The sequence below is a fragment of the Streptomyces sp. NPDC050549 genome (genome assembly GCF_040655035.1).
Taxonomy (GTDB): Bacteria; Actinomycetota; Actinomycetes; order Streptomycetales; family Streptomycetaceae; genus Streptomyces.
In genome coordinates this window covers 18,313-33,397 of sequence record NZ_JBFAJD010000031.1, presented here as the reverse complement: position 1 = coordinate 33,397, position 15,085 = coordinate 18,313, and the positions used below count along the sequence as shown (strand labels likewise).

Annotated in this window: 13 protein-coding genes; 8 read left to right on the top strand and 5 right to left on the bottom strand. The window is 69.4% G+C overall.

Features of this window, described 5'->3' with window-relative positions; all coding sequences use genetic code 11:
• Positions 1 to 62: 62 nt before the first annotated feature.
• Both AB0I51_RS34350 and AB0I51_RS34345 read right to left on the bottom strand, forming a co-directional pair.
• Positions 63 to 1,358 (bottom strand): M18 family aminopeptidase, encoded by a 1,296-nt coding sequence (locus AB0I51_RS34350; RefSeq protein ID WP_362982013.1) that lies wholly within the window; start codon positions 1,356 to 1,358, stop codon positions 63 to 65.
• Between the two features lie 119 nt (positions 1,359 to 1,477).
• Positions 1,478 to 3,304, bottom strand: coding sequence for an acyl-CoA dehydrogenase (locus AB0I51_RS34345; protein WP_362982011.1), 1,827 nt, complete (start codon positions 3,302 to 3,304; stop codon positions 1,478 to 1,480).
• A 137-nt stretch (positions 3,305 to 3,441) separates the two neighbouring features.
• Here AB0I51_RS34345 and AB0I51_RS34340 point away from each other — a divergent pair, with 137 nt between their 5' ends.
• The 4 genes from AB0I51_RS34340 to AB0I51_RS34325 all read left to right on the top strand — a co-directional run bounded on the left by AB0I51_RS34340 (position 3,442) and on the right by AB0I51_RS34325 (position 6,723).
• Positions 3,442 to 3,915: an SseB family protein gene (locus tag AB0I51_RS34340; RefSeq protein WP_019073480.1), complete on the top strand. Its 474-nt coding sequence runs from the start codon at positions 3,442 to 3,444 to the stop codon at positions 3,913 to 3,915.
• Between the two features lie 116 nt (positions 3,916 to 4,031).
• Positions 4,032 to 5,003, top strand: a complete 972-nt coding sequence (locus AB0I51_RS34335; protein ID WP_362982009.1) for a pirin family protein — start codon at positions 4,032 to 4,034, stop codon at positions 5,001 to 5,003.
• 193 nt (positions 5,004 to 5,196) lie between these two features.
• Positions 5,197 to 5,595 (top strand): peptidase inhibitor family I36 protein, encoded by a 399-nt coding sequence (locus AB0I51_RS34330; RefSeq protein WP_362982007.1) that lies wholly within the window; start codon positions 5,197 to 5,199, stop codon positions 5,593 to 5,595.
• 63 nt (positions 5,596 to 5,658) lie between these two features.
• A complete protein-coding gene (locus tag AB0I51_RS34325; protein ID WP_362982005.1) occupies positions 5,659 to 6,723 on the top strand; it encodes an AI-2E family transporter in 1,065 nt (354 codons plus the stop codon).
• Here AB0I51_RS34325 and AB0I51_RS34320 read toward each other — a convergent pair.
• Entirely contained in the window at positions 6,675 to 8,819 is a 2,145-nt protein-coding gene (locus AB0I51_RS34320; protein WP_362982003.1) for a SpoIIE family protein phosphatase, read from the bottom strand. The two genes, AB0I51_RS34325 and AB0I51_RS34320, sit on opposite strands and share 49 nt — an antisense overlap.
• Before the next feature lie 165 nt (positions 8,820 to 8,984).
• On the opposite strand from AB0I51_RS34320, the gene aspS reads away from it, so the two are divergent.
• The 3 genes from aspS (at position 8,985) to AB0I51_RS34305 (ending at position 12,356) form a co-directional block, all read left to right on the top strand.
• A complete protein-coding gene (gene aspS / locus AB0I51_RS34315; RefSeq protein ID WP_362982001.1) occupies positions 8,985 to 10,748 on the top strand; it encodes an aspartate--tRNA ligase in 1,764 nt (587 codons plus the stop codon).
• A gap of 146 nt (positions 10,749 to 10,894) precedes the next feature.
• Positions 10,895 to 11,821, top strand: coding sequence for an intradiol ring-cleavage dioxygenase (locus tag AB0I51_RS34310; RefSeq protein ID WP_362981999.1), 927 nt, complete (start codon positions 10,895 to 10,897; stop codon positions 11,819 to 11,821).
• 76 nt (positions 11,822 to 11,897) lie between these two features.
• Positions 11,898 to 12,356: a hypothetical protein gene (locus tag AB0I51_RS34305; RefSeq protein WP_362981997.1), complete on the top strand. Its 459-nt coding sequence runs from the start codon at positions 11,898 to 11,900 to the stop codon at positions 12,354 to 12,356.
• Between the two features lie 52 nt (positions 12,357 to 12,408).
• Here AB0I51_RS34305 and AB0I51_RS34300 read toward each other — a convergent pair whose 3' ends face one another.
• Positions 12,409 to 13,212 (bottom strand): hypothetical protein, encoded by an 804-nt coding sequence (locus AB0I51_RS34300; protein ID WP_362981995.1) that lies wholly within the window; start codon positions 13,210 to 13,212, stop codon positions 12,409 to 12,411.
• Positions 13,213 to 13,565: 353 nt separating this feature from the next.
• Complete coding sequence (locus AB0I51_RS34295) at positions 13,566 to 13,988, bottom strand: ATP-binding protein (RefSeq protein WP_362981993.1); 423 nt, start codon at positions 13,986 to 13,988, stop codon at positions 13,566 to 13,568.
• A 244-nt stretch (positions 13,989 to 14,232) separates the two neighbouring features.
• On the opposite strand from AB0I51_RS34295, the gene AB0I51_RS34290 reads away from it, so the two are divergent.
• On the top strand, positions 14,233 to 15,084 hold the full coding sequence (locus AB0I51_RS34290; RefSeq protein WP_362982151.1) for a helix-turn-helix transcriptional regulator: 852 nt from the start codon (positions 14,233 to 14,235) through the stop codon (positions 15,082 to 15,084).
• Position 15,085: the final 1 nt, after the last annotated feature.

The following is a 15,085-nucleotide window of genomic DNA, read 5'->3' as shown; positions in this document are numbered from 1 at the left end:
GTCGGCCCGGTCCGCCTCCGGGTACCCGGGGCGGCAACACCCATGCGCCGCAAGGGACTTGACTAGCCCTCCAGGAACGCCACCAGCGCGTTGGCCAGCAGGAACGGGTCGCGGTCGCCGCAGAGTTCGCGGGCGCTGTGCATGGAGAGGATCGCCACGCCGATGTCGACGGTCTTGATGCCGTGCCGGGCCGCGGTGATCGGGCCGATCGTCGTGCCGCAGGGCATGGAGTTGTTGGAGACGAAGGTCTGGAAGGGAACGCCGGCCTTGTCGCAGGCGGCGGCGAACACCGCGCGGCCCGAACCGTCCGTGGCGTAGCGGTTGTTGACGTTGACCTTGAGGATCGGCCCGCCGTTGACCCGCGGGTGGTGCGTCGGGTCGTGCCGCTCCGCGTAGTTGGGGTGCACGGCGTGCCCGGTGTCGGAGGAGAGGCAGACGGTGCCCGCGAAGGCGCGTGCCCGGTCCTCGTACGATCCGCCGCGCGCGAACACCGAACGCTCCAGCACCCCGCCGAGCAGCGGTCCGTCCGCGCCCGTGTCGGACTGCGAGCCGTTCTCCTCGTGGTCGAAGCCGGCGAGCACGGGGATGTACGGCAGGTTCTCGTGGGCGGCGGCGGAGGCGAGCGCGGCGGCGCCGGCGTGCAGGGACAGCAGGTTGTCCATGCGCGGGCCGGCGACGAACTCCTGGTCGCGGCCCAGGTAGGAGGGTGCCTCGACGGAGTGCGTCATCAGGTCCCAGCCGGTGACCTCACCGCGCGCGAGCCCCGACTCCTTCTCCAGGAGGGCGATCAGATCGCCGTCGCGGACGTCGTCGCCCAGGCCCCAGATCGGCTGGAGGTGGCGCTGCTTGTCCAGCTTGAGCCCCTCCGCCGACACGGACCGGTCCAGGTGGATGGCGAGTTGGGGCACTCTGAGCAGCGGCCGGTCCACGTTCACCAGGCGGGTCGAGCCGTCCCGGAGGCTCAGCCGGCCGGCGAGGCCGAGGTCGCGGTCGAGCCAGGAGTTGAGCAGCGGTCCGCCGTAGATCTCGACGGCGACCTGGCGGAAGCCGTGCGCACCGGTGTCGGGGCGCGGCTTGACCCGCAGGTTCGGGGAGTCGGTGTGCGCGCCGATGATGCGGAAGGGGGTGTGGGGTGCCGCACCTTCGGGGACGAACCAGGCCACGATCGCGCCACCGCGCAGCACGTACTTGCCGCCGGTCGTCCCCTCCCAGGCGTCCGTCTCGGCGACCTGCCTGAATCCGGCCTTCTCCAGCCGCTCGGCGGTGTTCGCCACGGCGTGGTACGGCGTGGGGGACGCCGCGAGGAAGGACATGAGGTCGTCGGTGTGGCCGCGGTCGAAGCGGGAGGGTTCGCTCATGGGGTTCACCTTAACGACGTGCGAGGGCCCGCTCCCGGCGCTGGGAGCGGGCCCTCGCAAGGGCGATGTGGGGTTTCGCGAAGCTGTTCCGGTCTGTCCCGGAACGGGTTTCCCGCTGGCTAGAAGGCGGCTTCGTCCAGTTCCATCAGGTCCAGTTCGACACCCTCGGCGACCTTGCGGGCCAGGGTGAGACCGGGCAGCACGTTGGCGGCGAAGAACTTCGCAGCCGCGATCTTGCCGGTGTAGAAGGGCTTGTCCTTCGCGGTGGCCGTCTCCAGCTTCTCGACGGCGACCGCGGCGCCCTTGAGGAGCAGATAGCCGACGACGACGTCACCGGAGGCGAGCAGCAGGCGGGTGGTGTTGAGGCCCACCTTGTAGATGTTCTTGACGTCCTGCTCGGTGGCCGCGAGGTCGGTGAGCATCAGGCCGACGATGGCCTCCAGCTCGACTGCTGCCTTCGCGAGGTGCTCGCGGGCGCCGGCCAGCTCCTCGCCGCCCGTGCCCAGCGCGAGGAACTTCTTGATGTCCTCGGCGAGGGAGTTGAGGGCCGCGCCCTGGTTGCGGACGATCTTCCGGAAGAAGAAGTCCTGGCCCTGGATCGCGGTGGTGCCCTCGTACAGGGTGTCGATCTTGGCGTCGCGGATGTACTGCTCGATCGGGTACTCCTGGAGGAACCCGGAGCCGCCGAAGGTCTGCAGCGACTGGGCGAGCTGCTCGTAGCCCTTCTCGGAGCCGTAGCCCTTGACGATCGGCAGGAGCAGGTCGTTGAGCGCGTGCTCGGTGGAGGCGTCGGAGCCCTCGGCCTCCTTGACGGCGATCGCGTCCTGGACGGAGGCGGTGTACAGCACCAGGGCGCGCATGCCCTCGGCGTACGCCTTCTGCGTGATCAGCGAGCGGCGCACGTCCGGGTGGTGGGTGATGGTGACCTTGGGCGCGGTCTTGTCCATGAACTGCGCGAGGTCGGGCCCCTGGACGCGCTCCTTGGCGTACTCAAGGGCGTTCAGGTAGCCGGTCGACAGTGTCGAGATGGCCTTCGTGCCGACCATCATGCGGGCGAACTCGATGATCCGGAACATCTGGCGGATGCCGTCGTGCTTGTCGCCGATCAGCCAGCCCTTGGCGGGGTGGCGGTCGCCGAAGGTCATCTCGCAGGTGTTGGACGCCTTGAGGCCCATCTTGTGCTCGACGTTGGTGGCGTAGACGCCGTTGCGCTCGCCGAGCTCGCCGGTCTCGACGTCGAAGAGGAACTTCGGCACGAGGAAGAGGGAGAGTCCCTTGGTGCCCGGGCCGTGGCCCTCGGGACGGGCGAGGACGTAGTGGAGGATGTTCTCCTCCATGTCGTGCTCACCCGAGGTGATGAAGCGCTTGACGCCCTCGATGTGCCAGGAGCCGTCCTCCTGCTGGATGGCCTTGGTCCGCCCGGCGCCGACGTCCGAACCCGCGTCGGGCTCGGTCAGTACCATGGTCGAACCCCAGGTCCGCTCCACCGCGAGCTGCGCGATCTTCTTCTGTACGTCGTTGCCCTCGTCGTAGAGGATCCCGGCGAAGGCCGGACCGGAGGAGTACATCCACACGGCCGGGTTGGCGCCGAGGATCAGCTCCGCGTACGACCAGATCAGGGACGGGGGAGCCGTCGTACCGCCGATGGCCTCGGGCAGGCCGAGACGCCAGTACTCGGACTCCATGAAGGCCTTGTAGCTCTTCTTGAAGGAGGCCGGCACGGGCGCGGTGTTCGTCTCGGGGTCGAAGACCGGCGGGTTGCGGTCGGCGTCGGCGAAGGACTCCGCGAGCTCGTTCTCCGCGAGCCGGGTCAGCTCCTCCAGGACGCTCTTCGCGGTGTCCGTGTCCATCTCCGCGAACGGACCGGTGCCGTACAGCTTGTCGCGCCCGAGGACCTCGAAGAGGTTGAACTCGATGTCGCGGAGATTCGACTTGTAGTGCCCCATGGCGACGACTCCGTAAGAGATATGTGCAACGAGATGTGTATCGAGATGAGTACCAGGCAGTAGCTACGATGATGCTACCCGTCAGTAATAAGAAGCAACCCCAAGCCGTCCATGTGTGACTCAGTACTCTTGCTCGCATGTACGGCTACGACCAGAACGTCGGGGCTCAGCAGGGGTACGTCCCGCCCCAGCAACAGATGGCCGGTGGTGTGGGCGGCTACGGCCAGCAGCCACCGCTCTACCCCGAGCCGTCCCCGCCCTCGCTCGCGGACGCGGTACGCGCCTTCACCACCGGGCAGATGGCTGCCGAGGACTTCCAGCAGGTCTTCGCGACCTCCAAGGTCTACTGCCCGCGCGGCGACAACCCGGGCTTCCTTGCCCTCCACAACACCCAGCAGCCGGTGATCCCGATGTTCACCTCGCTCAAGGAACTGCGCCGCTACGCCGGCAAGGAGTCCAAGTACTTCGTGATCACCGGCGCCGAGGTCATCGACCTGCTGCCGACGGGCTACGGCTTCGTCGTCGACATGGAGGGTGAGCACCGCATGGTGTTCGACGCGAAGGCGGTCGAGCAGATGGTGGAGTTCGCGATGCGCCGCATGTACGGCTGACGTCCGTCGCCCCGTCGCACACGACGCCCGGAGGGAATGCCCTCCGGGCTTCTTCTGTTGCGGGGTAGCAGAAAGTTCAACGCTCAACTAAACTCGACGCACAAGGAGGTCCCGACATGCCTGCAGTGACCGTAGAGAACCCGCTGACCCTGCCCCGCGTGGCCGCGCCGGCCGACGCCGTGGCACGTCCCGTGCTCACCGTCACGACCGCACCCGGCGGTTTCGAGGGTGAGGGCTTCCCGGTGCGCCGAGCGTTCGCCGGGATCAACTACCGGCACCTCGACCCGTTCATCATGATGGACCAGATGGGCGAGGTGGAGTACGCGCCGGGCGAGCCCAAGGGCACCCCCTGGCACCCGCACCGCGGCTTCGAGACCGTCACCTACATCATCGACGGCGTCTTCGACCACCAGGACTCCAACGGTGGCGGCGGCACCATCACCAACGGCGACACCCAGTGGATGACGGCGGGCGCGGGCCTGCTGCACATCGAGGCGCCGCCGGAGTCCCTCGTCGTGTCCGGCGGGCTGTTCCATGGGCTCCAGCTCTGGGTCAACCTCCCGGCCAAGGACAAGATGATGGCCCCCCGCTACCAGGACATCCGCGGCGGCCAGGTGCAGCTGCTGACGACCCCCGACGGCGGCGCGCTCCTGCGGGTCATCGCCGGTGAGCTGGACGGCCACCAGGGCCCCGGCGTCACCCACACCCCGATCACGATGGTGCACGCCACCGTGGCGCCGGGCGCGGAGCTCACCCTGCCCTGGCGCGAGGACTTCAACGGCCTCGTCTACGTCATGGCGGGCAAGGGCTCGGTCGGCGCCGACCGCCGCCCGATCCACCTGGGCCAGACCGCCGTCTTCGGCACCGGCTCCTCGCTGACCGTCCGCGCGGACGAGCAGCAGGACTCCCACACCCCGGACATGGAGGTCGTCATCCTCGGCGGGCAGCCGATCCGGGAGCCGATGGCGCACTACGGCCCGTTCGTCATGAACACCCGTGAGGAGCTCCAGCAGGCCTTCGAGGACTTCCAGAAGGGCCGGCTGGGCACCATCCCCGCCGTGCACGGCATGGGCGAGGGCGGTCTGTAAGCCGTAGTGGAGAAACCTTCGTAGAGCGGAAATTCCCGAAGCCCCGTCCTCGTCCGGACGGGGCTTTCGGCATGCAGGTCGGCGGCTGGTCCGGGTCCTCCGTCCGGGTGAGCCGGGCCCGGCCGGGGCATGAAGGTCCCGCGCGCGGAAAGAGACCGGCTGAAAGAGGACACCGAGTGCAAGGAAGTCACGCGTGCGTATCCGCATGAGCCTGGCCGTCGTCACGGCAGCCACCTGTCTCGCCCTGACCGGCGCGGCAGGCCCCACCCAGGCCCGTACCCCCTCCGCCTCCACCGAACAGGCCACGAGCGCCGCGCTGCACCGCGCGGACGAGAACTGCGGGGCGGGGGAGATCTGCTTCTGGCACGACAGGAACTACTCGGGCACCCCCTGGCGGTGGACCCCCGGCTCCGGATACCGCGACATGCCGTCCAACCTGCACGACCACGTGTACTCCTTCAAGGCCAACGCCAACGCATGCTTCATCGACTGGAGCCCGCAGGAGAAGCGGCAGGTCCTCTCCGGCGACTACGCCCAGGCCTACGACACCAACTTCGGCAAGAGGATCGACGCGGTGGGCCCCACCTGCTGAGGCCGTCACCCGGGCGGGCCGTTCCCACGGGACGGCCCGCCTTCCGCGTGTTCGGCTGGGACGGTGCAGCTCCTCCCCGACGCCGTACGACGGCTCGCCGCCTGGTGCGCCGTCGTCCTGCTCGTCTCCGGGGTCGTCTACGTCGGGATCCGGCTCTGCGTCGAGTTCAGGACCGCCGTCACACCCGTGCTGCTCGCCCTGCTCGGCACCGCGCTGCTCGGCCCGCTGTACCGGCGGCTGGTGAATGCCGGGGTCAACCGGTCCGTGGCCGCCGCCATCACCTGTGTCGCCGTCGTCGCTGCGGTCGGCGGGGCCGTCTACATCGTCGTGGCCGCGCTGATCGACACCGGGGACCAGATCGTGTCCTCGCTCAAGGACGCGGCGAACTCCGTCTCCGACCACTTCGGGGCCGCCGGGACATCACTGGACGACCTCGCCTCCAACGCGAAGGAACTGCTCACCAGGTTCGGCGGGACGGCCGCCTCCAACGTGATCAGCGGGGTCAGCGTCGTCGGCGAGGCCATCGCCATGGCCGTACTGGCGCTGCTGCTCGTCTTCTTCTTCCTGCGCGACTCCCACCTCGCCACCGGACTGCTGCGCTCGCTCGCCCCGCACGGCACCGCCGACCTCGTCGAGGCCATGGCCCGCCGGGCCTTCGAGGGCGTCGAGGGTTTCATGCGCGGAACCACCGCGATCGCCCTCATCGACGCCACCTGCATCGGCATCGGCCTGCTCGTGCTGGACGTGCCCGGGGCGGTGGGCCTGGCCGCACTGGTCTTCCTCGGCGCCTACATCCCCTACCTCGGCGCGTTCCTCTCCGGCGCGATCGCCGTGCTGGTCGCGCTCGCCGACCGGGGTGTCGTCATCGCGCTGTGGGTCCTCGGGGTCGTCGTCGCGGTGCAGGTCCTGGAGGGGTACGTCCTGCAGCCGATGATCCAGAGCCGGACCGTGCAGATGCACCCGGCGGTCGTCATGATCGCGATCACCGCCGGAGCCTCGGTGGCCGGCGTCCTCGGCATGCTGCTCGCGGTGCCGTTGACCGCCGCGGTCTTCGGCGTCGTCCACGAACTGCAGGCGCGCTACGGCACGACCGACCCCGCTGCGGAGCCGTCGCCGTCGGACTCGTAGAGCTCGAACCAGATGCTCTTGCCCTCGCCCCTCGGGTCCACGCCCCAGGTCTCGGCGAGCAGCTCGATCAGCAGCAACCCGCGCCCGGAGGACGCCAGTTCACCGGGGTGCCGCTTGTGCGGGAGGTCGTCGCCGGCGTCCGTGACCTCGACCCGCATCCGCCGCTCACCGGGCTCACCGGCCACCTCGGCGGTCAGCAGGGCGTCGGCGTCGGTGTGTACGAGGACGTTGGTGAGCATCTCGGAGACGAGCAGGACCGCGGAGTCGACCTGGTCGGCGCCGGTCCAGTCGTGGAGGAGCTCGCGCAGCTGCTGCCGGGCCACCGCGATCCGCTCGGGCTCGGCCTGCGCGACCGTGAGCACCGTACGGCGGATCCTCGGCGCGTCGGTCACCGTGTCGCCGCAGCCGCAGCTCTCGCCCTCCCGGGACAGCAGGAGTACGGCGATGTCGTCCTCGCGGCGGTCGGCGAGCGGGCCGGTGGTGTGGTGCGAGGAGGGGCCGTGGACGGCCTGGACGAGCGCGTCGGCCAGTTCCTCCAGGTCGCCCTTGTGCTCCTCCAGGATGCTCCGGATGCGCTGCCAGCCCGTCTCCAGGTCGTGGCCGCCGGTCTCGATCAGCCCGTCGGTGCAGATCAGCATGGTCTCGCCGGGTTCCAGGGCGAGCGTGGTCGTCGGATAGTCGGCGTCCGGGTCGATGCCGAGCGGCAGTCCGCCGGCCGTGGGCCGCATCAGCACCGTCCCGTCCGCCATGCGTATCGCGGGGTCGGGATGCCCGGCGCGGGCGATCTCCAGGACGCCGGTCTCCGGGGCGGCCTCGACGTACAAGCAGGTCGCGAAGCGCGGGTCGGGCGTCTCGGCGTCGCCATCGGTGATGCCGTGCAGGAAGCGGGAGGCGCGCGAGAGCACCGCGTCCGGGCGGTGGCCCTCGGAGGCGTAGGCGCGCAGGGCGATGCGGAGCTGGCCCATCAGCCCGGCGGCGCGCACGTCGTGCCCCTGTACGTCGCCGATGACGAGCGCGATGCGCCCGGTGGGCAGCGGGATCATGTCGTACCAGTCGCCGCCGACCTGGAGGCCGCCGCCGGTCGGTATGTAGCGGGCGGCGACGCTCATACCCGGGATCTCCGGGCCCAGCGTGGGCAGCATCGAGCGCTGGAGTCCGTCGGTCAGCTCCCGCTCGGACTCGGCGACTCCGGCCCGGGACAGGGCCTGGGCGAGCATCCGGGCGACCGTGGTGAGCACGGACCGCTCGTCCGGTGTGAAGGCGACGGGGTAGGTGAAGGCGGCCATCCAGGCGCCCATCGTGCGCCCGGCGACGGTCAGCGGCAGGAACGCCCAGGACTGCCGGTGGAAGTGCTGGGCGAGCGGCCAGGTGACGGGGTAGCGCTCCTTGTACTGCTCGGGCGTCGAGAGATAGACGGCACGGCCGGTCCGTACGACCTCGGCGGCCGGATAGTCCGTCACCAGGGACATGTGCGAGAACGGGTCCTCGTCGCCCGGCTGGTGCCCGTGGTGCCCGATGATCGTGAGCCGGTCGCCCGACACCCCGAACACGGCGAGGCCGTCCGGTGAGAAGCCCGGCATCGACAGGCCCGCCGCGACCCGCAGCACCTCCGCCGTGGACCGTGCCTCCGCGAGCGCCCGGCCCGCGTCCAGCAGGAACGCCTCACGGGAGCGCCGCCAGTCACCGGTGACCGCGGTCCGCCCGGCGGGTGTGCCCGGCGTGGGCTCGGTGACCTCCTGGAGCGTGCCGATCAGCTCGAACGACCGCTTCTCGGGGTCGTACGACGGCTTGGAGCGGCTGCGGACGACGCGGATCACCCGGCCGCGCTCGTCCATGATCCGGATGCGGACCTCGGCGAGGGTGCCCTCGGCGACGGCCAGCCCGACGACCCCCGTGATCTCGTTCCAGTCCACGGGGTGGAGTCGGGCCCGGGTCTGGGCCTCCGTGAGGGTGGTCGGCTCGGCGGGCAGCCCGAGCAGCCGTGCGGCCTCGGCGTCCACCGTGACCAGTCCCGAGGCGGTGTCCCAGTGCCACAGACCGGTCGCGAGGGCGGCGAGTACCTCCCCCACGGCGGGCAGGGGCTCACCAGTGCGCATTGCCCCACTCTAAGAAGAGGAGATCGAACCCTGCCACCGAGGGAGCCCGGAGTTAATGGTGGGGAGGCGATCTATGGGTGGCCGGTACCCTTGGGACGTCCGGGCTCCGGCCCTGGACGTTTCACGTGAAACACTCCCCGATCCGCGAAGGCTGGATGAACGACGATGCATCGGTACAGGTCCCACACCTGCGGCGAGCTCCGCTCCTCTGACGTCGGCACCGACGTCCGGCTGAGTGGCTGGCTGCACAATCGGCGCGACCTGGGCGGCATCCTCTTCATCGATCTGCGCGATCACTACGGCATCACGCAGCTCGTCGCCCGCCCCGGCACGCCCGCGTACGAGGCCCTCGACAAGGTCACCAAGGAGTCGACGATCCGCGTCGACGGCAAGGTCGTCTCCCGGGGCACGGACAACGTGAACCCGGACCTGCCGACCGGTGAGATCGAGGTCGAGGTCGGCGAGGTCGAGCTGCTCGGCGCCGCCGCCCCGCTCCCCTTCACGATCAACACCGAGGACGGGGTCAACGAGGAGCGGCGCCTTGAGTACCGCTTCCTGGACCTGCGCCGCGAGCGCATGCACCGCAACATCATGCTGCGGTCCTCGGTGATCGCCTCGATCCGCTCGAAGATGGTCGCCCTCGGCTTCAACGAGATGGCCACCCCGATCCTCTCCGCGACCTCCCCCGAGGGCGCGCGCGACTTCGTGGTCCCGTCCCGCCTGAACCCGGGCAAGTTCTACGCCCTTCCGCAGGCACCCCAGCAGTTCAAGCAGCTGCTGATGATCTCCGGCTTCGACCGCTACTTCCAGATCGCGCCCTGCTTCCGGGACGAGGACGCCCGCGCGGACCGATCGCCGGGCGAGTTCTACCAGCTCGACGTCGAGATGAGCTTCGTCGAGCAGGAAGACGTCTTCCAGCCGATCGAGAAGCTCATGACCGAGCTGTTCACGGAGTTCGGCGGCGGCCAGGAGGTCACCTCCCCCTTCCCGCGCATCCCGTTCCGCGAGTCGATGCTGAAGTACGGCTCCGACAAGCCTGACCTGCGCGCCAAGCTCGAACTCGTCGACATCACCGATGTGTTCGAGGGCTCGGAGTTCAAGGCCTTCGCCGGCAAGCACGTGCGCGCGCTGGCGGTGCCGGACGTCTCCGCGCAGCCCCGCAAGTTCTTCGACCAGCTCGGCGACTTCGCGGTCACCCTCGGCGCGAAGGGCCTGGCCTGGGTCCGCGTGACCGAGGACGGCTCGCTGACGGGCCCGATCGCGAAGTTCCTCACGGAGGAGAACGTCGCGGAGCTCACCAAGCGCCTGTCGCTGGCCGCGGGCCACGCGGTGTTCTTCGGCGCGGGCGAGTTCGAAGAGGTCTCGAAGATCATGGGCGCGGTGCGGGTGGAGGCCGCGAAGCGTGCCGGGCACTTCGAGGAGAACGTGTTCCGCTTCTGCTGGATCGTCGACTTCCCGATGTACGAGAAGGACGAGGAGACCGGGAAGATCGACTTCTCGCACAACCCGTTCTCGATGCCCCAGGGCGGTCTGGAGGCCCTGGAGACCCAGGACCCGCTGGACATCCTGGGCTGGCAGTACGACATCGTCTGCAACGGCGTCGAGCTTTCCTCCGGCGCGATCCGGAACCACGAGCCCGACATCATGCTCAAGGCCTTCGAGATCGCGGGCTACGACCGTGAGACCGTCGAGGAGCAGTTCGCCGGCATGCTGCGCGCGTTCCGCTTCGGCGCCCCGCCGCACGGCGGGATCGCCCCCGGCGTCGACCGCATCGTCATGCTGCTCGCGGAGGAGCCGAACATCCGCGAGACGATCTCGTTCCCGCTCAACGGCAACGCCCAGGACCTGATGATGGGCGCGCCGACGGAGCTGGACGAGACGCGACTGCGGGAGCTGCATCTCTCGGTGCGGAAGCCGCAGCCGAAGTAGTAGGCGCCTGGCGGGAGGTGGGGCTCGGAACCGGCATCGGTTTCGAGCCCTTTCGCTTGCTCACAGGATTCACAGCGCATTCTCATGTTCATGCCATGTGGGGCACATCTAGCGTCCCGGGCATGACGGATTCCCGAGTACCCCCCATGGATTCTGAAGTCCCCGAGGAAAAGGGGCAGTTGGCGCGCCGTACGGTCCTGGTGGCAGGTGGCGTGGCGGTGACGGCGGTGGGCGTCGCGGGCACCCTCGCGGCGAACGCCTCGGCGGCGCAGGAGGACGGGACCCAGGACGCCTGCTACACGCTCACCTCCGAGCTGGTCGAGGGCCCGTACTACATCGACGCCGACAAGATCCGCCGTGATGTGACGGAGGACCAGGAGGGCATCCCGCTCACCCTGGCCCTGAAGGTGATCGACGCCGACACGTGCAGACCGCTGCGCAACGCGGCCGTCGACATCTGGCACTGCAACGCGACCGGCGTCTACTCCGGCTACGAGGCGGGCGGAGGCGGCGGCCCGGCCCCCACGGGCGCGCCGCCGTCGGGCACGCCGACCGGCACCCCGACGGGTGGCCCGCCGCCCGGTGGCGGCGGAGGCCACCAGGAACCGACCGACGACGACCGCTTCCTGCGCGGCACCTGGCACACCGACCGGCACGGCCAGGTCACGTTCAAGACGGTGTTCCCCGGCTGGTACCAGGGCCGCTGTGTCCACATCCACGTCAAGGTCCACGTCGACGGCGAGTGGACGGACGCGGGCTACGAGGGCGGCCACACCTGCCACACGGGCCAGCTCTTCTTCGACGAGAAGTCCGTCCTGGCGACGGCGGTCCTGGAGCCGTACGTCTCCAACACGGCGACCCGCACGACGCTCACCGAGGACGGCATCTACCCGCAGAACGGCCACGAGGGCGGCCTGCTCTACCTCAAGTACGACAGACGGCGCATCGCCCGGGGCGTACACGCGCGTCTGACGCTGGCGGTCGCACCGGAGGAGACGAACGACGGCACGGGCGGCGGAGGCCCCGGCCCGTCGGCTTCGGCGTCCGCGTCACCGTCGGCCACGACGGGCTGACGAACACACCGGCCTCGTACGTCCCACCCACCCCGCCGCCATGGAAACCTCGCAGCCGACGCACAGGAATATCGATGTGCCTGCACAGAGGCAGGGCGTGTCATGGACGTACGAGGCCGGAACCGCCCGGCCCGTGGACCGTGAAGGCCGGGAGGAAGCGATGGGATACGTCGTACTCGCACTGCTGTTGACAGCCGGGGCGGCGTTCGCCGTCGTCGCGCAGCGCCGCTCGCACCGGCCGCAGGCCCTGTCCGACCTGGACGCGGAGGTCGAGGCCAGCGGCTGGGTGCTGCGGCTCGGCGCGAGTCTGTCCGTCCCCGAGGCGAGGATCTGGGCGGGCGCCGACGAGATCGCTACGCGCGCGCTGACGGCTGCCGCCGAGTGCCACCGGGCCGCCGGGGCGCAGTTGGCGGCGGCCCACACCGCGAACGAATACGCCCGGGCGACCCGGGTCGCCCGGGAGGGACTGGCCCATATCGCTACGGCGCGTGCGGCGCTGGAGCGCGGGCCGGCGCTGGCGGACTCGGCGGCGTAGGTCTGTCGGCGCGTGGGCTCGGGCTGTGCCGGACTGTGGCCCGGGCGGCAGGTCAGTCACGGCGCTGCCACCAGCGGCGTCTGCGAGGCGGGGTGACGGCGGTGGGCGCCGGGAACTCGGAATCGAGTGCGTCCAGGGCCCGCCTGATGGCATCGAAGGTCGCCACGGGGTGGTGGCCGAAGTCGCGATCGTCGGGCGGCAGCGCGACTCCCACGCAGGCCAGTTTGAAGCTGTTGCCGTCGAGGGGGACGGACATGAACACCGGGGCACCCACGCAGCCTTGGGGGAGTCGGCCGCCCCAACGGATGGTTCCGTCGGCCGCACGGGCGACCTCGCCGACCACCGCGGCCTGATCGCGAGCGCCGTCGTCCGGGTCCACGTCGTGACCCAGGACATACGCTACGACGGGCTCGGCGCCGATCCGCGCGATGTCCTCGTCCCGGGCGGCGATGCCGTCGGTTATCTCGTCGGTGTTCCAACGCCAGCCCTTGCGGTCGGCGTACGCGTGCAGAACGGCCGCAGGCATCACCGCGACGCCCAGCTCGCCCGAGTCGCCCAGGTGGGTCCAGCCCTCGGCGAAGTCGGTGAGCATCAGCTTTTCGGCGCTCGGGGCGGGGTCGCACAGTGACGGCCGTATGGTCACCTCGGCGAGGTCGATCCGGGTCAACTCCCCCGCTGTCACAAGGAATTGGCGAACCACGTCACCGTCCGGTGCGCTCTCCACGAGCTCGTTGAACCAGAAGAACGTCGCGTGGCTCCCGTCCCGGTGGGCTTCCTGGAAGGGCAGGGTCGCGCCACCGGCATGTCCGACGATGGCGTCGACGGTGGCTTCGTGAAGGCTGGGCGGTTCAGGCATGCGGTGGAGCCTATGCGTTGACTGCCAGCCCCGACGAAAGGTTATGCACCGGGTTCGGGAGCCTCAGGGGTCTCGACGAACAGGTCCTCCGCCGTGGAGGCGGTCAGGGAACGGTCGAACCAGAGGGTGAGGGTGTCCGAAGTCGGTGCAGGATGTGATGCGGTCCCGGATGTGTTCATGGACGGCGATTCCGCGCTTGTCGAGCACGCGCAGGGTGAACGCGGCAGCGGCACGGTTCTCGATTCTGCCCTCGGCGTGGCCTTCCAGGCAGGCCATCTCCATGCCTCTACTCCAGCTTTCCGGTACGTCGGATGTGACCATGTGCGCAACCTGGTGGATCGAGGACGGAGACGTCAGGCGGCCGTGGTCAGTTCGCACCAGACGTACTTGCCCTTGCTGCCGTTCCTGGACAGCGGCTGCCAGCCCCAGAGGTCGGCACAGGCTTTGACCAGGCCCAGACCCCGGCCCTCCTCCAAGTCCAGGAGCTTGGGCAACTCCCCTGGCGGTTCCGGGGGTTCGGGGTTCGCGTCCCAGGCGCCGACGCGGAGGGTGCCGGGTTTCCAGAAGACGCACAGGATGACCGGGCCTTTCGCGTGGCGTACAGCGTTGGAGACCAGTTCCGTTGCCAGGAGTTCGGCGGTGTCGACGAGGCCGATCAGTCCGTGCATCGTCAGGATCAGGCGGAGGGTGCGGCGGCTGACGGTGACGGCGCGGAGGTCGTGAGGGATGGTGAGGGTGTATTCCCAGGGGGCGGGCGGCTCTTTGGATTCGGGCATGCGTGACTCCTGGTCAGGGAGGGGGAGTTGGCGTGTGGTGCGGGTCGGCAGGCGGTGGCTTGTCGCGGCCGGCATGGCATGGCGGGGCGGTGCGCTTCCGGGGTCCCGGTGTTCCGCAGGGTGTGCGTCGCGTCACTGACAGTAGAGGAGAGTTTTCTCCTCGGGCAAGCTGTTCGCGTAACCTGACACCCGAACGAGGGCTTAAACAGGGCCTGTGAGCAATGCCGTTGAGGGGATGAGCAGCATGGCGCCGAGAAGTCAGCCCACCGCTCGACAGGTGCGACTGGGGACTGAGCTGCGCAAGTTGCGGGTCTCCGCAGGGATGTCGGCCCGCGAAGTGGTGGGGATCCTGTCGTCGACCTCGGCACAGATGAGCCAGGTCGAGGCTGGCCTGTCGGGAGTCAGCGAAGAGCGTCTACGCAGGCTCGCAGCACTCTACGGGTGTGGAGACGAGGCGTTGATCGAAGCGCTGGTGGAGATGGCGACGGACCGTACGCGTGGCTGGTGGGAGGAGTACCGGGACGTACTCCCGGCCGAGTTCCTAGATCTGGCGGAGCTGGAAAGCCATGCGCGTTTCATCCAGGTGATCGCGACCGCCCATGTGCCGGGGCTGCTCCAGACCGAGGAGTACGCCCGAGCGGTGTTCGGGTACTGGGTTCCGCCGCTCCCGGACAGAGAACTGGAGCTTTGGGTCGGGTATCGCATGCGTCGTCAACAGATCCTCTCGCGAGACAGCGCGGTTCCGTACGAGGCAGTGCTGCACGAGTCCGTACTGCGTACGCGTGTCGCGGACCGGCGGGTGGCTCGTGCCCAACTCGACGAGCTGGTACGTCAGTCGGAGCATCCCGGTGTCTCGGTGCGGGTGATCCCCTTTGACGTCGACGGGTTCGCTGGGGCAAGTTCGTCGTTGATGTATGCGGGTGGCCGGGTGCAGATGTTGGACACCGTGCAGCGGGACACCCCGTACGGCTCCGCCTTCCTGGATGCCGCCGCCCAACTCCATGACATGCGAACGCTCTTCCGTAAGGTTCAAGAAGCTTCCCTTGACCCCATCAGGTCGCGGGACTTCATTCACCGTCTGTCGAAGGAGCTGTAGG